This window comes from Acinetobacter sp. MF4642, from assembly GCF_002018925.1.
GTDB classification, from domain to species: Bacteria; Pseudomonadota; Gammaproteobacteria; order Pseudomonadales; family Moraxellaceae; genus Acinetobacter; species Acinetobacter johnsonii.
Genome location: NZ_MVON01000024.1, coordinates 1 through 18,621, shown reverse-complemented (window position 1 = coordinate 18,621; position 18,621 = coordinate 1). Strand labels below are relative to the sequence as shown.

Here is an 18,621-nt window from a genome sequence, read left to right as displayed (position 1 = left end):
CTTTATTCTGTGCAAAAGATGTTCTTTTTATGGTATTTTTTTACAGCTTAGTTTGCATCTTAATCGAGATTGCTTTTGCTGCTCAAGAGGGATTTTTAATATTTTGTTAATAATGCTTTAAATAAGTGCATCGCTATATTCCTCTGATATTAAAAAGAAAATTATGCATAATGCGTGCCATTTCAAGTTTTCTAATTCATTTTATTAGGCTAATGTCTAATGCCACAGGGTTGGCTATGCGTTTCGTTATGGATGCATGACAGAATGGATTTTGTTCGTGTAGAACATGCTAAAACTGCAATAGCAAAGAAAAGTGCTTTATTTTGAAGATGATCCGTTTTATGACGCAGTATATAAAGGTCAGTTAGATTCGGTTTACTGTCCTACACTTTCCGAAGGGGATTAAAAACTAAAAAATAAAAGCGACTGTACGTTATGAACAAATGATAGGGCACAATCGCAATGAGAGGATATGAGCAGATGTGTATCAAGAAGTGCTTAGTGCACAAACATATCCATATATTCACGGATTTCAGAAATAGCCGTTTCAATATCAGTCGTCAGCCATGTTGGCTCAAACAGTCCAATATAGTGATCTAAACGGTCTTGAGGTACAACTAAACGCACTGGACATTCTTCTTCCAGTAAGCGCCAAGGAATGATGGGTGTTTCATTATCTAAAAAGGCTTGCACATTTCGAATGTCAATAATCATGGCATTGACACATTCAGGAAAAGGCATCACTGAAAACTCTTCAGTACGACGACGGAAAAACTCCAGATCACCCCATTTTAAAATATAACTAGGCTTAGAAAATTCAATAATACCAATAAGATGTTGGTCTCGCGTGTAGTGCAAATGACATTGGTGCGTAACATCAGTGTCTAAATCAAGCGTTACACTTTGTTGACGATATGCCATAAAGTCCAAAAACAGCTAAAACAAGGTGCATAATTATAGCGCAAATTCATTTAAAGAACGCTGTTCGCCAGACTCTTTTTGTTTATGTCTAGGTAAAATACTTTTTATATGACTTTTAACACTAAATTGATTGATGAGCGACTGTTTTTAAAACATTAAAAAATAACAACTTAACTTAAAATAAAGCGCTTGTTTACTATCTCACTATGCTTTGAAACACAATGCTACACAAGCAGTTGTTAGTATGAGAATTCGACAACTTGATAATAGAAAATTGAGGGGGAGCTATGACACATGATTTCAATAAACCGTCCCATGTACAAACGCCAGAGGAGCGGCAGAAGAAAAAACGCGTGCCCTTGTATATATTGGCATTGGTCGGAATTTTCTTAATCGCATTATTATTTTATATGTTTGCAGATACCAAGCCAAATCCGAATGAGGCGCCTCCAGGACATCCGAATCCGAGTGCAGAGCCTGCAACACCAAATAACAGTACCACTGCAACAGCAGGTGACGAAGCGACAGCCAACGATAGCAATACGGCGACTGCAACTGACCGCTAAATGTGACTAAAGCCCTTGTAATGTACAGGGGTTTTTTCTTTAGCAGTCATCAAAAGGTATTCCATTTCTCATTCATACCTCATGGCAGACAATCACTTCAAAACTAAAATCTGTAGTTGAGCAAAGGTCGCTGTGATGTAGACACAACAAGAGGGAGAACAAAATGAATGATTATGTAGGGCATCAGGGTCGATTTGATGCGATGTATTATTGGGACCAGTTTCACCCAATCCTGTCCGCAATCGCCATCCTGATCATTGGTTGGATTATTGCATTATTGATTGCAGGTGCTGTGAAAAAGGTTTTAACCAAACTCGGGACCAACCAAAAACTTTCCAGTGCTACTGGCCATCGCTCGAATATTGAAAATATTATTTCTCGAGTTGTGTTTTGGCTCATCTTGATTATTGCGGTGATCGGTGCACTCAATGTTCTCAATCTCACCAGTGTAAGTGGGCCATTTAGTAATATGGTTCAACAGTTCTTGTTGTTTATACCACAATTGTTGGCTGCTGTTGCTGTGGGCTTTATTGGCTGGATTGTGGCAAAGCTGGTCAAAGTGGGTTTACAAAAAGGATTGGATCGAACTCAGTTAGATGAAAAACTCAGTCAGGATGTCGGAGTCAGTACGCTGAGTCAAAACATCAGTGAAATTGTCTATTGGTTGATTTTATTACTATTCTTACCCATTGTTTTGTCGATACTCGGTCTGACTGGGCTGCTCTTTCCGATCCAAAATATGGTCAATGAAGCCGTACTGTATCTACCAAATATCTTTATTGCGGGTGTAATTGTTTTTGCAGGTTATATTCTAGCCAAAATTGTACGGGGCATTATTGAGGGCTTATTGAGAAGCCTAGATGTACAAAAACAGGTTGAAAAAGTAGGACTGTTTAAAAACTCAGATTTGGCTAAAGTGCTCGGATCTTTTGTTTTTGCAATGGTTATTATCACAGCGCTGATTATTGCGTTTGAAGCTTTAGGCATTGATGCAATTTCTCAACCAGCGACGGCCATGCTGTATGAAATCATGAATGCGATTCCGCACATCATTGCGGCGGCATTGATTTTAATTTTGGCCTATGTAGTGTCACGTTTTGTTGCAAGCCTTGTGGTTGAAGTCTTGTCGGGAACAGGTGTAGATGACATTCCAAACAAAGTTGGCTTGCAACGTTTCTTAGGAAACACCAAAGCATCTTGTGTTGTGGGTTATTTTATTGTGTTCTTTACCATGCTATTTGCGGTCTCTGAGGCGGCAAATCGGCTCGGTTTTGAACAGATTAGTGGTTTGATTGCGATGTTTATCCAGTTTGGTGCAAACATCCTATTGGGTGCAGTCATTCTGGGCGTGGGCTTCTGGCTGGCGAACTTGGTTGCACAGGTGATTGAACGTGGTGAATACAACAGTTCTCGTTGGGTGGCGAACATTGTACGTGTCTTGATCATTGGCTTAGTATTGGCGATGGGCTTGCGTGCAATGGGTATCGCAGACTCCATTGTAAACTTGGCCTTTGGCTTAACGCTGGGTGCGGTTGCCATTGCTTTTGCACTGGCTTTTGGCCTCGGTGGGCGTCAACCTGCGGAACGGGTTTTGACCGATTTGTTAGATAAAGCCAAAAAAGAAGGTACACAACCGAATCCACTTTATCAGGCCAAAGCTGAAAGCACACAATCCGCACAAGGCAAAGAAGAGCATGCCTCACTGAAAGAGCAAATGGATACGCCAACGGTTGCAGAGGAATATCAACATGCAGATGATATTCCAACTACAGCAGAGGTCGATCCTGTGCATAAACCTTTAAATAAACCTTTTGGTTCAACGGGTGAAGCTGAACAAGATATTGACGTTCACCCCAAAGATCCAGACTAAATTAATCACACTAAAACACCGACCGCTGATGGCGGTTGGTGTTTTTTTTATTGGAGTAAGCTCATGTCAAAAAAAGCCCCAAATAAATATTTTGCCCCAATCATCATCGCGGGTATTACGGTTGGATTTTTTGTGAGTGCTTATAAATTTGTATTTGCAAAACCGAAGATCGATACAACAACACACGCTAATGTTGAAAGAATACCGACTGCGGCAACTGAAGGCCGTGATGAGGATAAATCTGATGAAAAATAATACAAAAGTCTATAGTGTGGAATGAAATTTAATTTGGTATGTTTGATGCATGTGGAATATGGATATTTCATAAATTATAAATACTTACATGCCTATACTTTTGTGATAGCTGCATGGAAATTTCACGATTTATTTTTATAAATTGCAGTTTAAAAAGGAAAAAACAGATGATGCAAATATTAAAAAAAACATTGATGACGAAACATTCAGTGATCCAGCCGAGCCATGTCCATATTGCCATTGCGAAAATGGACTTAGCGCTTGCCCGTCAACAGAAGCAAAAGCAGTGCGTACTGCTACGCACGGACTATTTAGAATAATTTACAGTTTTAAGCACATGGCTTAAACATATTCTGATGCGGCATGCGCAGATGACCATGCCCATTGGAAGTTAAAACCACCCAAATGTCCTGTCACATCCAATATTTCACCGACAAAGTACAAGCCTTTTTGCTTTTTACTTTCCATGGTTTTCGATGAAACTTCAGTGGTGTCTACACCGCCTAAAGTCACCTCAGCAGTACGGTAGCCTTCAGTTCCTGATGGTTTGACTTCAAACGCATGCAAGCGTGTTGCAATGTGCTCCAGTTTTTCATCCGACAGTTGGCCAATCGCTGTTTCAGCCAGTTCTGGCCAAATGAGGTTTTGCAGTTCAACTACCACACTTTTAGGGAAATGTTCACCCAGTAAAGTACGCAGCAGGGCTTTGGATTGACTGTGCTTCTTGGCTTTTAAGTAGTCGTGCAAATCCACATTTGGCAAGAAGTCAATTTTGAAGCTTTGTCCTACATCCCAATAATTCGACAGTTGTAGCGAGCTTGGCCCACTGAGCCCACGATGGGTAAATAAAAGGGCTTCGGTGAAAGCGTTTAAGTCATTCGATAAAGTCGCATCGACCGCGTTGCCACTTAAGCGTGTGGTCACTTCTTTAAAGCTATCTGAAAAGGTAAAAGGCACTAAACCTGCGCGAGTTGGATAAACATGGTGACCAAATTGCTTTGCAATTTCATAGCCAATACCTGAGCCACCTAAGGTCGGAATAGATAAACCACCCGACGCAATGACCACAGATTCGGCTTCAAAATACCTTAGTGTCGTGGCAATTTGAAAACCTTGCTCATCGAGTGCGGTAATTGCTTTTACTTCACAGTTGGTTTTAATGTCGACCAAACCTGTTTTTTCACACTCGCTCAATAGCATGGCTAAAATTTCTTTGGCACCTTTGAGGGTGAACAGCTGACCGTGTTTACGCTCTTCATATTCAATACCATACTCACAAACCATCCCAATAAAGTCCCAATTGGTATAGCGAGTGAGGGCTGAAATCACAAAGTGTGGATTATGTGAAATAAAGTTGCTTGGCTCGACATACAGATTGGTAAAGTTACATTTACCCCCACCTGACATGAGAATTTTTTTGCCGACTTTATTGGCTTTTTCTACCACCACCACTTTACGTCCGCGTTGAGCTGCCATATAGGCTGTCATTAAGCCAGATGCACCTGCACCTAAAACTAAGACATCATATTGATTTGTGGACATGACACACTCACGGGAGAATAAAGCAGGGCATTATAGACCATCTTTTTTGCTTTTTCAGGACTATCTAAAGTGTGGCTAAACGAGCTTGTAGCCCACCTGAATGAATCACCAAAATACGATGATCTAGGGGAAATGTACCTTGTTGAATTAAATCGGTTAAGCCCAACAGCATTTTGCCTGTGTAAATCTGTTCCAGTGGAATGTCATATTGCTGTTCAAAAGCATGGATAAACTGCAAGAGTTCAGCATTAGTTTTGGCATAACCACCACAACAATATTGATCAGTAATTTGCCAATTTCGTTTTTCAGTCAGTTGCTGTAGTTCTCGACTCAAAAAATCACCTTTGAGTGCGGAGAAGCCCAAAATTTGCTGTTGACGATCACTGGCTTCAATCAGACCCGCAATGGTGCCACCCGTCCCCACGGCACAACAAATCAGATCGAAATTTTGTCGATCCGCATCAGAGAGAATTTCTGTGCAGCCTTGAATGGCAAGGGGATTGGTTCCCCCTTCGGGAATCACATAATACTCAGGATAATCTTGTTGTAACTGTGCTAAGTAGGCTGAGCTTTGCTTTTGCCGATAGGCTTCTCGTGTCACAAACTGCAACTGCATGCCGAATTGCTGTGCTGTATTTAAGGTTGTATTTAAAGGTTTACTTGCCAGTTCTTCGCCCCGAATAATGCCTAGACTCTCAAAACCAAATAACTGCGCTGCATAGGCCGTCGCGGCAATATGATTGGAATAGGCACCGCCAAAAGTCAGCAGTTTTTTATAGCCTTGTTGCTGCGCCGCCAACAGATTGTATTTCAGTTTAAAAAATTTATTGCCTGAAATATGCGGATGGACCAAGTCTAAACGTTTGATGCTGATATTGATCCCGCCAAAACTGATGTGCTGATAGGGAATGGACTGTGCAATCTGTTCAAACATAGGACTTTAATCAATCAGGTTGAGTGCTTAGTGTAAGTGAAAAGTCGTGGTTTCTGCACAGAATTAACGCTGTGCAGAGTGGGTATTGACCGAGCTAATCACGGACATGCCTGGGCGTAAATTTTCTATGCCCGTTTGATTCGGATCAATTGCAATTCGTACCGCAATGCGTTGCACCACTTTGGTAAAATTGCCTGTCGCATTATCGGCTTTAAGTACACTGAATTCCGAACCCGCTGCTGGGGAAATTTGCTCGACATGACCTGTAAATTTCTGATGATTGAGGGCATCCACCGTGAACCATGCTTTTTGCCCAATTTTCATGTTGGCAATTTGAGTTTCTTTAAAGTTTGCGGTGACCCACGTTTGCTGTGGAATCAAATAGAGCAACTGTGTGCCTGCGGCCACATATTGTCCCACACGTGGATTGACTTCACCCAGTTGCCCATCCATCGGGGCGATAATGCTGCTGTAGTTTTTGGTGGTTTTGGCTTGATCCAGTTGTGCCGCAGCATTGGTCACTTGTGCTTTGAGTCCTGTTTCAGCCACTTGTGCGGTTTTGAGCGCTTCTTTTGCCACCAATACATTGGCCTGTGCTTGTTGCAGTAAAGCTAAATTATTTTGGGTATCGGCAAAGGCTTTGTCTTGTTCTGATTTAGACGCTGCGCCAGAGTCGCCCAACTGTTGATAGCGCTGCTGTTGTGCCAATGACAGCTGGTACGCTGCTCGAGCCTGTTCGACCTTGGCTTCTGCTGCGACAATATCGGCTTTACGCTGAGCTATACTTTGCGTTTGATTCGATAGGTTGTTTTGCGCTTGATCCACCCCAGCTTCTGCTTGAGTGACTTTTTGGTCATAAGTCGTGGCATCAATATGCATCAACACCTGTCCTTTTTTGACATGATCAAAATCACTGACCAATACATCTTTGACATAGCCATTAATTTGCGAAGAAAGCACCGTAGTTTTGCCTTTGACATAGCTGTTGTCAGTGGACTCAACCGCACTGTCAAAGGGCCCAATTTTCCATGCCCACAAGATGATGCCAATACCGATGATCAGTACTAAAAACATCAAAATCAAGGTCCGTTTTGCTGTTGGAATCAGTTTACTTGAAGGCGGCGTAATCGGTGTTGTTGCTGCCATGGTCTGTTCGGGCTGAGAGATATTTTCAGACCTTGCAGTGGTTTCAGCGGGAGCTATTGGTTTTTGATCTTCAGACATAACAATTTCTCAATAAATAGGGAACAGTGGCATTAGGCAGGACCGATTTTCGCTTGTTGCCGCAGTTGATATTGATTCCGCGCGATCAGGAATGTCCCCCACAGCAACAGCAGCATAGCAACAACGCCATTAAAGCTAATCACATCGTTATAGGCACGAACTTGAGCCTCTCGAGTCACCACTTGATTGAGATTTTTTAAGGCTTGTTGTTGCTCTAACTGCTGATCGAGCGTGTAACTATGCGAACTTTGTTGATACGCTAAAAGGCGCTGTGCAATCAATGGATTGGTTTCGGGTAGCTGTTGAATCATCTCAGCACGATAGTTTTGGGTTCGGACTTGTTGATAGGTGGAGTAAAACGATGAACCGACTAAGCCACCAAATGTTTGAGTCGCTGAAAATAAAACAATAAACGTGACAATATGGGTGGGGCCTTTTTGCATGGCGCTTAAGATACCCGTGATCAAGAGTGGACCAATAAACACACCACTGGCAAAGCCCACCAAAAACTGACTGCCGTAGAAGTTGGAAGGGCGAATATCGCTGGTAAGGTGAAAATCTAGTCCGCAAGCAATCAACACCAAAGCTTCTGCTAATAGTAAGTGCCAAATAATCCGTTCACGTGAAAAAGTGATGGCACTAAATAAGGTACCAGACACGATGCCTAAAAAGATCACCACATAGAGTGGAACAAATTGATCGGGGCCCATGCCCATAGTTTTGAGAAAACTCACGGCAGCATAGCTTTGCTCGGACATTAAAAAGCGAATGGCAAAGGCACCGATGATAAAACGAAGCGTGGATGATGTCCCCAACCAACGCGTCATAATCAGTGGATTGACCCGATAATGCTCGTAGACCAAACCAATCACAATTAGGCTAAACCCTGCAATTAAAAGGTATGCCAACCACTTCACTTCAAACCACCACAAGATAGGCCCTTGGGTCAGCACAATACACAAAAAAGCAAAACCAGGCGCAAGCAGGGCAAAGGTGAAGAAGTCTTGCTTTTCAAAAACAGCAATTCTTAAACTACGGGGCAACTTCAGCGACACCACCATTGCGAAACAGCAGAGCGCTAAACCAATTTCAAAGGTATACAGGACATTCCAGTTATTGACGTCAATGAGATACGGAGAAATGATCCATGCCAAAGGAATACCGAGCTGCTGAAAGCCTAAAGCCAAATAAATACTGCGACCAAAATTTTCCCGCTTAAAGGCCTGCATAATGTAATACATGCCTAAGGAGCTGAGCGGTGCTGCAACCATGCCGCTAATGAAACGTACCAGTACGGCCATTTCAAAGGTATGCACAAAGACGTGTAAAACCAAAACTACAATAAAAATTAGTAGGCCAATTTCAGAGAATAGACGCAGACCGTATTGCTGGCGGGCTTTAAATAGAATCAGGTTCGCACTGACATTGGCCATCACATAAGCCGCAGGAATCCAAGCCACCTCAGAGGGTGTTAGTCCATATTCACCCTGAATTAAGGGTAAATTTGCGGTAATGAAACCATTACTGAGACTTGCAGACAGTGCGACAAATAAACCAATAAAAAAATATATGAAGCGCTTAGGTGTGGAGTGCGCGATCACGGCAGGAGAGCCGGGCAGGGTTGGCTTTTCTTCTGCTGTCCAGTTTGGCGCAGGTTCGAGTAAACGCGGCGGCTGTGTCATGAGTGGTGACATTTATGCCCGAATGCCATTGAGTAAGAGCTCAATCGCACGTTGTGCGAGTTGTTGTTGCTCTATATCGGTCAGCCCTTGAAATGAAGTCCTTAAAATGGCCGTAATCATGGCGTAATCTTGGGTGGTTAAATCAGGGCGACATACGCCGTGGCGAATGGCTTGATCAATCAAAGGTTGTAAAATCGCATCGCGGCGTGCGTAGATATCGACCATGACGGGATCATTACGCTCAATCACCCGCCAATATTCCATCAGCGCAGTTAAATACGGTAAGTTATAGACATGGTTTTCAATTAAACGGATAAAACCATCTTCATATTGAGAAAATGCTTCTGCACGAACTGCGAGACGTTCCAAAGCTTGCTCCATGAGTGCAATCACTAAGGCACGACGGTCATCAAAATTACGATAAAACGTCGCCCGCCCGACATTGGCGGCATCAATTACCTGCTGTAAGGGTGCATTGATCCCGTGTGTACGAAAAACCTGAACTGCGGCTTCCAGCAATTCCTCACGGTTTTGTGCAGCACGCAGTTGACGACTGGTCATGGTGAATATTTCATTTAATTTGGAAGTGCTATTATTTAACGGACAAAAGTGTCCGTTGTTAATATTCAATCCTGTAAGATTTTGTAAATCAGGTTGTCTTTTTCTAATTTAATCTAATTTCGATAAGAAATGGGCGACTCGGAAACGTCATCTGCAACCTGCATGGTGTAAATAAGATAATGTTTTATTCGCTATATTTGAATAAATCCAAAAAATGAACAGGTTTTGCAGATGACAATGGTTTTGCCTACTTTTGCCTAAACAAAAGTAGGGCGAGCCGCAGGCTGATGAAGAAATTGAATAAAACAAGATAAGACTCCGCCAAGATAGTTTTTTAAATACGTCGAATAAATATTTAGATCGAATTTGGGTTAACTTAAATCATTCATATTATTGTTTTATCTATGAATAATTGATATTTATTTTATAAAGAAATTCGCAGAGAACCCTCATGTAGATGGACAAGAGTTGTAACAAAGTCGATAGGATTGGAAAAATAAAAGTGCTATGCTGAAAGCACAATAATGATAAATGAGGGGATATGATGAAAACCTTATCTACCCTAGTATTGGTTTTATTGCTCACTCAACTGACCGCGTGTGATGCAAAAAAGGATTTGAATCAGCCTAGAACTGAGGCTCGTACCATGATTATTGGTGGTGTTCCTGTGCATGATCGTGACTATAAACTTCCATCACAAGATATGGCTTTTAATCAGAAAAAGCCTCCACAGGCTGATGCCTACTAATAGGTAAAAATAGGGAGGCATATTGTCAGTACATGGTGGTGCAAGATGCGATGTGCAGTATAAAAGATGCATTGTGCTACGCCAGATTTGTGAAAATGTGAAGTAGACGTCTTACTTCCTGCAAACGTTTGTTGAATTAAAGCCTTACAAACGTATAAAAGGCCTTGTACTCGCCCAATATGCCCAAACTGTTGTGGCTCAAATTGACTAGATCAGTTCGATTTGCCAATTTGAAGCTTGAATCTCTAAGTTATTTTGCCTGAGTTGCTGGCTAATTGCATCGGCTTGTTTTTGCAAGTCTGCAACCGTAATGGTTTTAACCCAGCGAATTTCACTGGAACTATAACGACCATTTTCACGTCGTGAACTGTCGATGGCCTGTTGAATTATACGATGCTGTTGTGTGAGTAAATCACGTGTGTTTAAAACACTGAGCATGGATTGACCCGTGCTGGTTTTAGCTTGAGCATTGGTCGCATGAATTCTTTCAATCAGATGATGTAACTCTGTATTTACACTAAAAGCCTCACCCATCAGCGCATTCGGATCTTCACTCAGTTCATCGCCTTCTTGGATTAGCACATTATTGTTGATCCGTTGTTGTAAAGAAGCGAGTTTGGTTTGTAAGTCACTACGCAATAAAAGTGCTTCTGCTAGTTTCATAAATTTATTTTTAAAGTTTTAGATGAGTCTTATGCTGCATCTGTGTAATCAAAGCTTCAACTGAGTTTTGTAATTTTTATGAAATCTAAAATCATGAGAAAACGATAGAAAAGCACTTAGTCAGTTTCGGTATTTTATTTAAAACGTGGAGATGTTTTTCCTATGTTGATTAGCCAATTTATTTACTAATGAGGTATAAAGTTTTATCTAATTTTTCTTTTTATCCAATTCAAAATTAGGTGCGTGCACTGCCTCAACATTTCAATAAAGTATAAAAGGTGTTTGTGTAGGCAATACCCTTACTTTTGATAGGCCAAAAGTAAGCAAAAGCCTTTGTTATCCATACATAACATCCCTATTATGATGGATAACGTGTGGCATCCCTGCCACACTCGCGTATCCAAACGTTGCTTAAATTAAACTATGTAATAGTAACGACATAAAGGTGCTCTTATCGCTATAGATTAAAAGCTTAGTGGAACACGGTTTCCAAAGCTTTCAAACCAACTTTCGGATCAAGCAGACCGTTGTAAATTTCAGGGATTTCACGTTCCACCCCAAAGAATTCATAAATGGCAAGCATCGCACCACGAACTGAATATTCCACAGTAAAGACCACGTCATCTTCAATTTCCACAAACTGTCCGAGGAAAGCAAAGTTTTGTGAGCCTTGTGGAATTACCTGTGGACGATCCCCCGGCTTACGGCAGGCGAATAGGGCAGAGGCATATGGCATCATGGCAGTGGTTAAATTGGTGGTTGCCAAAACATGATCTAAAATGTCGTCAAAACCGAGCTGTTTAATCAGTTCTGTTAGGATTTCTTGCCCTGTGGCTTCGGACATTGGTTTCTTGATGTAATCGCCCATATGATCAATTTGGAAACCGTAGCCCCATAAGGTATACAGGCCTTCAGGTAAGTCGGCAAAGTGTGGCTGCGCAGGGACCACAATGGATAAATGCCAACCCGACTCATACCAAGTCATCAGTGCGCCGGTGCCTGGTTCATTCCCCGTATAGTCAATAATGCGTTTAAGCAGCACGTCATCTTTCATGGTCAGGGTGAAAGATTCCCACTTATGTTCATCGACATTGCCATAAAAAGTCATTGGACGGCCAAAGTCTGGGGCTTTTTGTGCCAGTGTTTCCCAAAGCGTCCAGCCATGATCTTCTCGATGACGAATGAGGGTAGGCACGTCATGATTACCGCCATAACGTGAGTCCGCAGTAATGGAACCTAAAGTGAAAATGGCTAAATCATTGGCTTTCAGATTAATTTGCTCTGAGCCTTCAGGCAATTGTACGTATAGATGCGAGGCATGGCGCTCTTGAGTTTCAGTATTGGTAATGAAGTCCGCATCTGTGACATAGTGTCCAAAACGCACATCGACCCCTTGTGCGATTAACCAACGCTGTAAGGGAAGGATCATTGAATCATATTGGTTGTACTTAGTACGTTTCACACCCGCTAAGGTATGAATGCGTGGCAATTCTTGAATAAAACGCAAGAAATAGCGTCTTAACTCTGCTGCACTGTGCCATTTTTGAAAAGCGAAAGTCGTGCGCCACATGCGCCAGAAATTGGTTTCAAAAAAGGCTTCATCAAAAAACTCATCAATGCGGCGACTGCCAATTTTTTCTTCTTTTGAAGCCAATAGGCGCAGCATCTGTGCACGATGTAGTGTATTCAGGCCAAGCTTTGCTGCATCCGCAATGACATGTTCGGCATCAATTAAACGTGCATTGGCGTGGGTTTTCACTTGTTCATTAAACTCACGACATTCTTCACGTACCGAAACGTTTGGATCTTCTAATGATGGAATACTGGAAAATAAGTTCCATAGGCACAAATAAGTTTCATCGGTCAGCATGCGCCCGCCACGTGTTACCCAAGCTTGTGCGGCATGCGGTGTATGTCCGCCATCCATCGAGCCACCTGAAATATCGAGTTCTTCTAAAATATGGATATTTTTGGCAGGGACTTTGGCATCACGGATCGCAAATGCAGCAGCAGCCATACCTGCAATACCACCACCAATGATCCAAAGATGGGACTGTTGTGCGTCTAATGGGGGGCGCTTCTTATTTTGCATGGTTCACCTTTAATTATGATGTTAAAAATTATGAAGTTAAAAAATGTGGTTTAGAGAAATAAAACCTTATAAATAGTAAGTCTTTTTATATATTAAAAAAGTATGAAAAGGGAAGTAATTCCCTCATTATATTTTGTAATCAAAAATAAGCATATGATGGCTATTTTTAATACACATTTGTCTTTTTATTAAAATTGAATATGATCTAAATAACTGATGTTTCAGTTTATTGTTGAGTAATTGCTCTATTGTTGTTTTCACTATGGCCTATGCCAAATTTCCTTAAAAATAGGCTTTTTATTTATCATTAAAAAATATAATGGATGTACACGCTGTGGCTTGATCACGATATAAATGTGAAAAATAACTGATAAAGTGAATATCGTAAAAACTTTGTTTAGCGTAAAATCGCAGCTGATAAATTCTCTCAATTTAGAGGTCACTCTTGGAATCATTTTGGATTTTGGGCTCGATTGCCTTTGCATTAATGTTAGGCGCAATGAGCCCTGGACCGACGTCGATTTATGTAGCAAAAAATTCGATTGCGATTTCTCGAAAGCATGGCCTCTTTACCGCATTGGGAACTGGAACAGGCGCAGCTGTTTTTGGTCTGTTGGCTGTACTTGGTTTACAAGCCTTTTTGTTGGCAGTGCCGTCAGCGTATTTGGCCTTAAAAATTTGTGGTGGGATCTATTTGCTTTGGCTCGCGTTTAAAATTATTAAACATGCTAAAGAGCCGATTGAGGCAGATCATTCCAGCTCAAAAGCAATGACTTTACGCCGTGCCTTTATGACTGGCTTAATTACTCAGCTCTCCAACCCTAAAATTGCGATTGTTCTAGCCAGTATTTTTACTGCACTTTTACCCAAAGAAATCCCAACCTATTACTATTTTGTACTACCTATCCTATGTTTCTTTATTTATGCGGGTTGGTGTTCGTTGGTTGCAGTGGCATTATCTGCTGAAAAGCCGCGCCGTGTGTATTTGAAGTTTAAAGCCGTATTTGACCGCGCAGCAGGGGCCGTAATGACGGTGTTGGGTTTGAAACTTATTTTTGGCATGAAGTGATAAGGTTTACAACAACAAAACTGGATTTTGTATAGGTAACTAAAAGCTAAATGGTTATAATCCCATTGATTTTTTAATGATTTTTAAATTAAAGATTTGAGGGATAAATTTTGAATAAATCTATATTTTTGGCCGTTTTGAGTGGCTTAGCATTATCTGCATGTTCAACAACAGAAACGTCAAAAACAATTCAATCACCGCAAGTAACAGCGGCAGTGGCGACCGTTAAATACGCTGGCACTAAAACGCCTGTTTCTGTAGGAAAATTTGACAACCGCTCAAGCTACATGCGTGGCATTTTTTCAGACAATGTTGACCGTTTAGGTGGTCAGGCGAAAACCATTTTAGAAACGCATTTACAGCAATCGGGTTATTTCTCTGTCCTAAATCGTGACAATCTTGCTGAATTACAACAAGAAGCAGGCTTTACTAAATCCTCTCAAGCCATTAAAGGCGCACGTTATGTATTAACGGGCGACGTGTCTGAATTTGGCCGTAAAGAAGTCGGTGATCACCAGCTATTTGGCATATTGGGTCGTGGTAAAACCCAAATTGCTTATGCCAAAGTGAACTTAAACATTGTCGATGTAAAAACAGCAGAAATTGTTCACTCTGTGCAAGGCGCAGGTGAGTATGCACTCAGTGAACGTGAAATTTTAGGTTTTGGCTCTACCGCTTCTTATGACTCAACTTTAAACGGTAAAGTTCTAGATTTGGCTGTACGCGAAGCGGTTAATAATTTGGTGTTGGATATTCAAACCAATAAGTGGTCTGCGCAGTAACTGGTTTGAATCAATGAAAAAAATCGTATTGGTTTTAGGTGCGATCTGCACCATGACTTTGGTGGGCTGTGTTTCAGCGCCAAAATCGTTATATAGCTGGGGCGAATACCCGCAGCAAACCTATTTGATGTTGAGTCTGCCAGAAAAGACTTCTCCACAAGAACAGATTGGTAAACTTGAAAAAGATATTGAAAAAGCCAAAGCCAAAAATGCAGCAGTGCCTCCGGGCTTGTATGCACATTTGGGTTTGTTGAATTTAAATATCAATAATGGGCCACGTGCTGTTCAGTATTTTGAACTTGAACGTCAAACTTACCCAGAGTCGACAGTATTAATGGATCGTCTTTTGAAAAAAATGACGGCTCAGTCTGCGGCAGGGAGTGTGAAGTGAAAAATTTCAAAAAACTATGCGTACTTGGCCTTGCTGTGACACTCTTCACAGGTTGTACTACGACACCAAAAAGCAATCGTGACCTATCTGCATATCATGCCAATATGCCAAAATCCATTTTGGTGTTGCCGCCTGTGAATGAGTCACCCGATACACGGGCAACCTATGGGTATTGGTCTACCGTGACTTTACCTGTAGCAGAAGCGGGCTATTATGTGTTTCCCATTTCTGTGGTCGATACGCTATTTAAAGAAAATGGCGTAACCAACGGCTATGATGCGCAGCAAATTCCAATTCAGAAACTCAATGAAATTTTTGGAGCGGATGCCGCACTGTATGTCAAAGTTAAAGAATATGGTTCTAAGTATCAGGTGATTCAATCCGTTTCGACCGTTGCGGTCGAGGCAAAATTGGTGGATTTAAAAACTGGAGCATTATTATGGGAAGGTCAGGAAAAAATCCAACAAGCCAATAATAATAGCAACGCGGGTCTGGTCGGGATGTTAGTCGGTGCTTTGATTGACCAAATTTCCAATCACCTATCGGACAAAGCCTATGTGCTGTCTAACAGTGTGAGTACGCAGTTGTATGCTCCACAGTTGATGCAGCAAAAAGGGTTGCTATATGGACCTCGCTCTCCGCATTTTGTACAAAACTCGATGAGTCCACAGTAGTAAAAAAATCCCCTCAAATGAGGGGATTTTTTATGATTTAACAAACTTCTATTTGTTTTGAAGAGACTTTTAACTCTCAGCCCAAAGAAGAGGTAATTTTCGTATAAATTAATCCTTAAAATGCACAGGAATCCATTGATAGCTTTTCCCATCTGCTGAATAGATATGTCCAATAGCAGGGAATGGCAAGTGTGGTGCTGCAATGGTTTGCCCGCCTTTTGCATATTCAGCAAATTGCTTTAAGCGGGTTTGAACTGCTTTTTTCGGATCGATATCATAATCGATTGCGGTTTCTGGCTTGTCGAATTGCACAGTATGAGAGTGCACAATGTCACCAATAAAGATCACCGTTTCGTCTTTGGTTTTCAGCTCATAGCTAAAATGTCCCGGCGTATGCCCCGCGGTATTAATGACTTTAAAACCCTGAACTTGATCACCCAATTGATACGTTTTGAAGCGGTTTTTGGCTTGATAGGGTGCAATGGCTTGTTTAATTTTTTCAACAGTTCCTAAGTAGCCTGCTTGCTTTTCTTTCGGGAGCTTTTCGACCTGTTTCGGGTTTAGCCAATAGTTTGCTTCATCGTTCGAAACATAAACCGTTGCATTTGGAAAGTTTGCCACGCCATTTTGACTAATGCCACAGACATGGTCTGGGTGCAGGTGCGTCAGTAAGATGGTATCGACTTGCTTTGGTTGATAGCCTGATGCTTTTAAGTTGCTTAACACTGAACCTAAATGTGCGCCAAAACAGCTCGCAGCACCACTATCCACCAAAACCAGTGAATGACCTGTATTCACGAGGAAGGCATTGACAGAGGTTTGAACGCCCTTGGCTTGGTCAGCAGCATATTTCTTTAAAATTTCATGTACTTCTTTTTCTGGAGTGTTTTGAAAGAGTTTAGGCGACATAAAGTTGGTGCCATCGAGCAGGGCAGTAATTTGTACTTCACCCGCTTGGTATTGGTAATAACCTGAAACTTGTTTTTGTTGTGGGATGGTGGATTCGGCAGCTTGGGTAGTGATGGCTGTTGTGCTTAGAGTGAAAGCGAGGAAAAGTAGTTTTAAAGTATTCATTAGATTTCTCATTTTTCATAATTCTTGTGAAAATTGCTCGTAAACTTGGAAAATAAAACTTGATAATTCGTTTAAGTAATTTTCACCTTCAAAAGTATCTTTGAATAGATTCCAACAACAATTAAAAACTTCTTCTTCATCAGTTAATGCTGAGTTTTCGATTATTGATTGAAAGAAATAATGATTATTTACGTTGTCAAGATAGTACTGAATAGCTACGTTAGGATGACGAGCTAAGTAAAAACGAGTTAAAAATTTTTCGGGTGATTCATTTGAATATATAAAGTGTAAATTTTGATGTGCTGGATAAAGAGGTTGTGAATGACGATTTTGTTTTAATTTCATATCCCCATCTAATATACAAGCATATCCTGATCTGATTTTCTTCAAAGGATATGTTTCCATCTGAGACTTGAAAATTTTGTAAACATCATCTGCTGATCCTATTGGAATTATATTAATTAACTCATTAAGTTTTTGAATATCATTCTGTTCTGCACAAAAAAGTATACCTTTCATAATTATTTTTTTTGCAATTTTATCTTCACAAGGCTTTGTTGCATAAATATGTAAGCATCTGATTTAAATAAATTTAATTTTGGATCAAAAAATAATCAAAACTTTTAAAATCATATAGTTATGAAATCTTTGTGCAACAAAGCCTCTTCACAATAAAGATCTACTAGCGGAAATGACTTAGCATCCATTTTAGTTAATGCGGCACTAACACTAATATTGTTAATTGCTCTGTATTCTGAAGTATGTGTTTTTTCAATGAAAATTCTAGATTTAGGATTTACTTCATCTAAAATTGTTGAAGAATGGGATGTTATAATAAATTGTTTTTTTTCATTTCTACTGATATCTCGAATAACATCCATCAATCTCCGTTGTACTTTTGGATGAAGCCCCATTTCAACTTCATCAATAAGAATTAAAGATTTTTCATTAGCTTCAATTATATCGATTAAAATACGAGTTAAAACATCCTCACCTGTAGCCGTATTAAAGCTAGAGTACTCAAAAGAATTTGTGTAGTTAAAAACATCTTTATCATTTACCTTAGCAATAGCTGTAATACTAAACTGTAGCTCTAGGATATGTGAAAGATAGTGTTCTAACTTGCTTTTCATTTGTGGAGATAAATTGTCAACACTGCTTCTTTTAGCCACATTAAAAACTTTAGCAGTAAAAAAACGTGCTGGCAGTATTCTATCTAGATCAATAAATACAACATCACGGAAATTAAATTGAGATTCTTTTTTACCAACACCATTCCATTTATTTGTGAGAGCTTTTCTTTGCCCACGCTTACGTTCAAATTTTGTACCTTTACGATAATTAATATAATATGTCCAATCGTCAAGTTGTTTATCATGATTGGTAAATTTCATTAGAGTGAACCGTACCAGGTTTGTCGGAGAGTCAATATTCTGAGAGACTATCCCGATGACAAAATTAAAATATACCCCTGAAATCAGAGAAAGAGCGGTTCAATTACTAATTGAATCTGAAAAAGATTATCCTTCTACTTGGGCAGCAATCACAGCTATTGCTCCTAAAATCGGTTGTA

General features: G+C 40.6%; 20 protein-coding genes and 1 pseudogene. 10 read left to right on the top strand and 11 right to left on the bottom strand.

Annotated elements, in window-relative coordinates:
• Positions 1 to 498: 498 nt before the first annotated feature.
• Positions 499 to 921, bottom strand: a complete 423-nt coding sequence (locus MF4642_RS12405; protein WP_004694572.1) for a hypothetical protein — start codon at positions 919 to 921, stop codon at positions 499 to 501.
• A 287-nt stretch (positions 922 to 1,208) separates the two neighbouring features.
• Here MF4642_RS12405 and MF4642_RS12400 point away from each other — a divergent pair, with 287 nt between their 5' ends.
• From MF4642_RS12400 to MF4642_RS16990, 4 genes are all read left to right on the top strand, one after another.
• The gene (locus MF4642_RS12400; RefSeq protein ID WP_005399956.1) at positions 1,209 to 1,487 is read left to right on the top strand and encodes a hypothetical protein; all 279 of its coding nucleotides are present in this window, start codon (positions 1,209 to 1,211) and stop codon (positions 1,485 to 1,487) included.
• A gap of 163 nt (positions 1,488 to 1,650) precedes the next feature.
• A complete protein-coding gene (locus tag MF4642_RS12395) occupies positions 1,651 to 3,357 on the top strand; it encodes a mechanosensitive ion channel (protein ID WP_078426413.1) in 1,707 nt (568 codons plus the stop codon).
• A gap of 63 nt (positions 3,358 to 3,420) precedes the next feature.
• On the top strand, positions 3,421 to 3,612 hold the full coding sequence (locus MF4642_RS12390) for a hypothetical protein (RefSeq protein WP_078426412.1): 192 nt from the start codon (positions 3,421 to 3,423) through the stop codon (positions 3,610 to 3,612).
• A gap of 167 nt (positions 3,613 to 3,779) precedes the next feature.
• Positions 3,780 to 3,932: a hypothetical protein gene (locus tag MF4642_RS16990; RefSeq protein ID WP_162841315.1), complete on the top strand. Its 153-nt coding sequence runs from the start codon at positions 3,780 to 3,782 to the stop codon at positions 3,930 to 3,932.
• Between the two features lie 22 nt (positions 3,933 to 3,954).
• Here MF4642_RS16990 and MF4642_RS12385 read toward each other — a convergent pair whose 3' ends face one another.
• The 5 genes from MF4642_RS12385 to MF4642_RS12365 form a co-directional block, all read right to left on the bottom strand.
• On the bottom strand, positions 3,955 to 5,154 hold the full coding sequence (locus MF4642_RS12385) for an NAD(P)/FAD-dependent oxidoreductase (protein ID WP_078426411.1): 1,200 nt from the start codon (positions 5,152 to 5,154) through the stop codon (positions 3,955 to 3,957).
• Positions 5,155 to 5,218: 64 nt separating this feature from the next.
• Positions 5,219 to 6,088: a 1-aminocyclopropane-1-carboxylate deaminase/D-cysteine desulfhydrase gene (locus MF4642_RS12380; protein ID WP_078426410.1), complete on the bottom strand. Its 870-nt coding sequence runs from the start codon at positions 6,086 to 6,088 to the stop codon at positions 5,219 to 5,221.
• A 63-nt stretch (positions 6,089 to 6,151) separates the two neighbouring features.
• The gene (locus MF4642_RS12375; RefSeq protein ID WP_227518547.1) at positions 6,152 to 7,234 is read right to left on the bottom strand and encodes an HlyD family secretion protein; all 1,083 of its coding nucleotides are present in this window, start codon (positions 7,232 to 7,234) and stop codon (positions 6,152 to 6,154) included.
• A gap of 110 nt (positions 7,235 to 7,344) precedes the next feature.
• Entirely contained in the window at positions 7,345 to 8,994 is a 1,650-nt protein-coding gene (locus tag MF4642_RS12370; RefSeq protein ID WP_078426428.1) for an MFS transporter, read from the bottom strand.
• 12 nt (positions 8,995 to 9,006) lie between these two features.
• Positions 9,007 to 9,555, bottom strand: a complete 549-nt coding sequence (locus MF4642_RS12365) for a TetR/AcrR family transcriptional regulator (RefSeq protein ID WP_078426408.1) — start codon at positions 9,553 to 9,555, stop codon at positions 9,007 to 9,009.
• 544 nt (positions 9,556 to 10,099) lie between these two features.
• On the opposite strand from MF4642_RS12365, the gene MF4642_RS12360 reads away from it, so the two are divergent.
• Entirely contained in the window at positions 10,100 to 10,303 is a 204-nt protein-coding gene (locus MF4642_RS12360) for an NF038215 family lipoprotein (RefSeq protein ID WP_058952158.1), read from the top strand.
• Positions 10,304 to 10,510: 207 nt separating this feature from the next.
• Here MF4642_RS12360 and MF4642_RS12355 read toward each other — a convergent pair whose 3' ends face one another.
• Together MF4642_RS12355 and MF4642_RS12350 are read right to left on the bottom strand one after the other, a co-directional pair.
• Positions 10,511 to 10,966, bottom strand: a complete 456-nt coding sequence (locus MF4642_RS12355; protein WP_078426407.1) for a DIP1984 family protein — start codon at positions 10,964 to 10,966, stop codon at positions 10,511 to 10,513.
• A 472-nt stretch (positions 10,967 to 11,438) separates the two neighbouring features.
• Positions 11,439 to 13,058, bottom strand: a complete 1,620-nt coding sequence (locus MF4642_RS12350; RefSeq protein WP_078426406.1) for an oleate hydratase — start codon at positions 13,056 to 13,058, stop codon at positions 11,439 to 11,441.
• Positions 13,059 to 13,503: 445 nt separating this feature from the next.
• Between MF4642_RS12350 and MF4642_RS12345 the strand changes: the two genes are divergently transcribed.
• From MF4642_RS12345 to MF4642_RS12330, 4 genes are all read left to right on the top strand, one after another.
• Positions 13,504 to 14,127 (top strand): LysE family translocator, encoded by a 624-nt coding sequence (locus tag MF4642_RS12345; protein WP_078426405.1) that lies wholly within the window; start codon positions 13,504 to 13,506, stop codon positions 14,125 to 14,127.
• A 110-nt stretch (positions 14,128 to 14,237) separates the two neighbouring features.
• A complete protein-coding gene (locus MF4642_RS12340; RefSeq protein ID WP_058869141.1) occupies positions 14,238 to 14,909 on the top strand; it encodes a CsgG/HfaB family protein in 672 nt (223 codons plus the stop codon).
• Between the two features lie 13 nt (positions 14,910 to 14,922).
• A complete protein-coding gene (locus tag MF4642_RS12335) occupies positions 14,923 to 15,300 on the top strand; it encodes a DUF4810 domain-containing protein (protein ID WP_078388388.1) in 378 nt (125 codons plus the stop codon).
• Complete coding sequence (locus tag MF4642_RS12330; protein ID WP_078426404.1) at positions 15,297 to 15,974, top strand: DUF799 domain-containing protein; 678 nt, start codon at positions 15,297 to 15,299, stop codon at positions 15,972 to 15,974. The genes MF4642_RS12335 and MF4642_RS12330 overlap by 4 nt, the downstream gene beginning before the upstream one ends.
• A 108-nt stretch (positions 15,975 to 16,082) precedes the next feature.
• On the opposite strand, the gene MF4642_RS12325 is transcribed toward MF4642_RS12330, so the two are convergent.
• From MF4642_RS12325 to MF4642_RS12315, 3 genes are all read right to left on the bottom strand, one after another.
• Positions 16,083 to 17,048: an MBL fold metallo-hydrolase gene (locus tag MF4642_RS12325; RefSeq protein ID WP_078426403.1), complete on the bottom strand. Its 966-nt coding sequence runs from the start codon at positions 17,046 to 17,048 to the stop codon at positions 16,083 to 16,085.
• 15 nt (positions 17,049 to 17,063) lie between these two features.
• Positions 17,064 to 17,567 carry a hypothetical protein gene (locus MF4642_RS12320; RefSeq protein WP_078426402.1) on the bottom strand — a complete coding sequence of 168 codons (504 nt, stop codon included), beginning with the start codon at positions 17,565 to 17,567 and terminating at the stop codon, positions 17,064 to 17,066.
• Between the two features lie 110 nt (positions 17,568 to 17,677).
• Complete coding sequence (locus MF4642_RS12315; RefSeq protein ID WP_078426401.1) at positions 17,678 to 18,442, bottom strand: AAA family ATPase; 765 nt, start codon at positions 18,440 to 18,442, stop codon at positions 17,678 to 17,680.
• Between the two features lie 55 nt (positions 18,443 to 18,497).
• Between MF4642_RS12315 and MF4642_RS16705 the strand changes: the two are divergent.
• A pseudogene (locus MF4642_RS16705) lies at positions 18,498 to 18,621 on the top strand (IS3 family transposase); the annotation flags it as partial.

Excerpts from the sequence above, each read along its gene's own strand:
- MF4642_RS12405 (WP_004694572.1), bottom strand. The coding sequence starts at position 921 with ATGGCATATCGTCAACAAAGTGTAACGCTTGATTTAGACACTGATGTT.
- MF4642_RS12400 (WP_005399956.1), top strand. The coding sequence starts at position 1,209 with ATGACACATGATTTCAATAAACCGTCCCATGTACAAACGCCAGAGGAG.
- MF4642_RS12395 (WP_078426413.1), top strand. The coding sequence starts at position 1,651 with ATGAATGATTATGTAGGGCATCAGGGTCGATTTGATGCGATGTATTAT.
- MF4642_RS12390 (WP_078426412.1), top strand. The coding sequence starts at position 3,421 with ATGTCAAAAAAAGCCCCAAATAAATATTTTGCCCCAATCATCATCGCG.
- MF4642_RS16990 (WP_162841315.1), top strand. The coding sequence starts at position 3,780 with ATGATGCAAATATTAAAAAAAACATTGATGACGAAACATTCAGTGATC.
- MF4642_RS12385 (WP_078426411.1), bottom strand. The coding sequence starts at position 5,154 with ATGTCCACAAATCAATATGATGTCTTAGTTTTAGGTGCAGGTGCATCT.
- MF4642_RS12380 (WP_078426410.1), bottom strand. The coding sequence starts at position 6,088 with ATGTTTGAACAGATTGCACAGTCCATTCCCTATCAGCACATCAGTTTT.
- MF4642_RS12375 (WP_227518547.1), bottom strand. The coding sequence starts at position 7,234 with ATGGCAGCAACAACACCGATTACGCCGCCTTCAAGTAAACTGATTCCA.
- MF4642_RS12370 (WP_078426428.1), bottom strand. The coding sequence starts at position 8,994 with ATGACACAGCCGCCGCGTTTACTCGAACCTGCGCCAAACTGGACAGCA.
- MF4642_RS12365 (WP_078426408.1), bottom strand. The coding sequence starts at position 9,555 with ATGACCAGTCGTCAACTGCGTGCTGCACAAAACCGTGAGGAATTGCTG.
- MF4642_RS12360 (WP_058952158.1), top strand. The coding sequence starts at position 10,100 with ATGAAAACCTTATCTACCCTAGTATTGGTTTTATTGCTCACTCAACTG.
- MF4642_RS12355 (WP_078426407.1), bottom strand. The coding sequence starts at position 10,966 with ATGAAACTAGCAGAAGCACTTTTATTGCGTAGTGACTTACAAACCAAA.
- MF4642_RS12350 (WP_078426406.1), bottom strand. The coding sequence starts at position 13,058 with ATGCAAAATAAGAAGCGCCCCCCATTAGACGCACAACAGTCCCATCTT.
- MF4642_RS12335 (WP_078388388.1), top strand. The coding sequence starts at position 14,923 with ATGAAAAAAATCGTATTGGTTTTAGGTGCGATCTGCACCATGACTTTG.
- MF4642_RS12325 (WP_078426403.1), bottom strand. The coding sequence starts at position 17,048 with ATGAATACTTTAAAACTACTTTTCCTCGCTTTCACTCTAAGCACAACA.
- MF4642_RS12320 (WP_078426402.1), bottom strand. The coding sequence starts at position 17,567 with ATGAAAGGTATACTTTTTTGTGCAGAACAGAATGATATTCAAAAACTT.
- MF4642_RS12315 (WP_078426401.1), bottom strand. The coding sequence starts at position 18,442 with ATGAAATTTACCAATCATGATAAACAACTTGACGATTGGACATATTAT.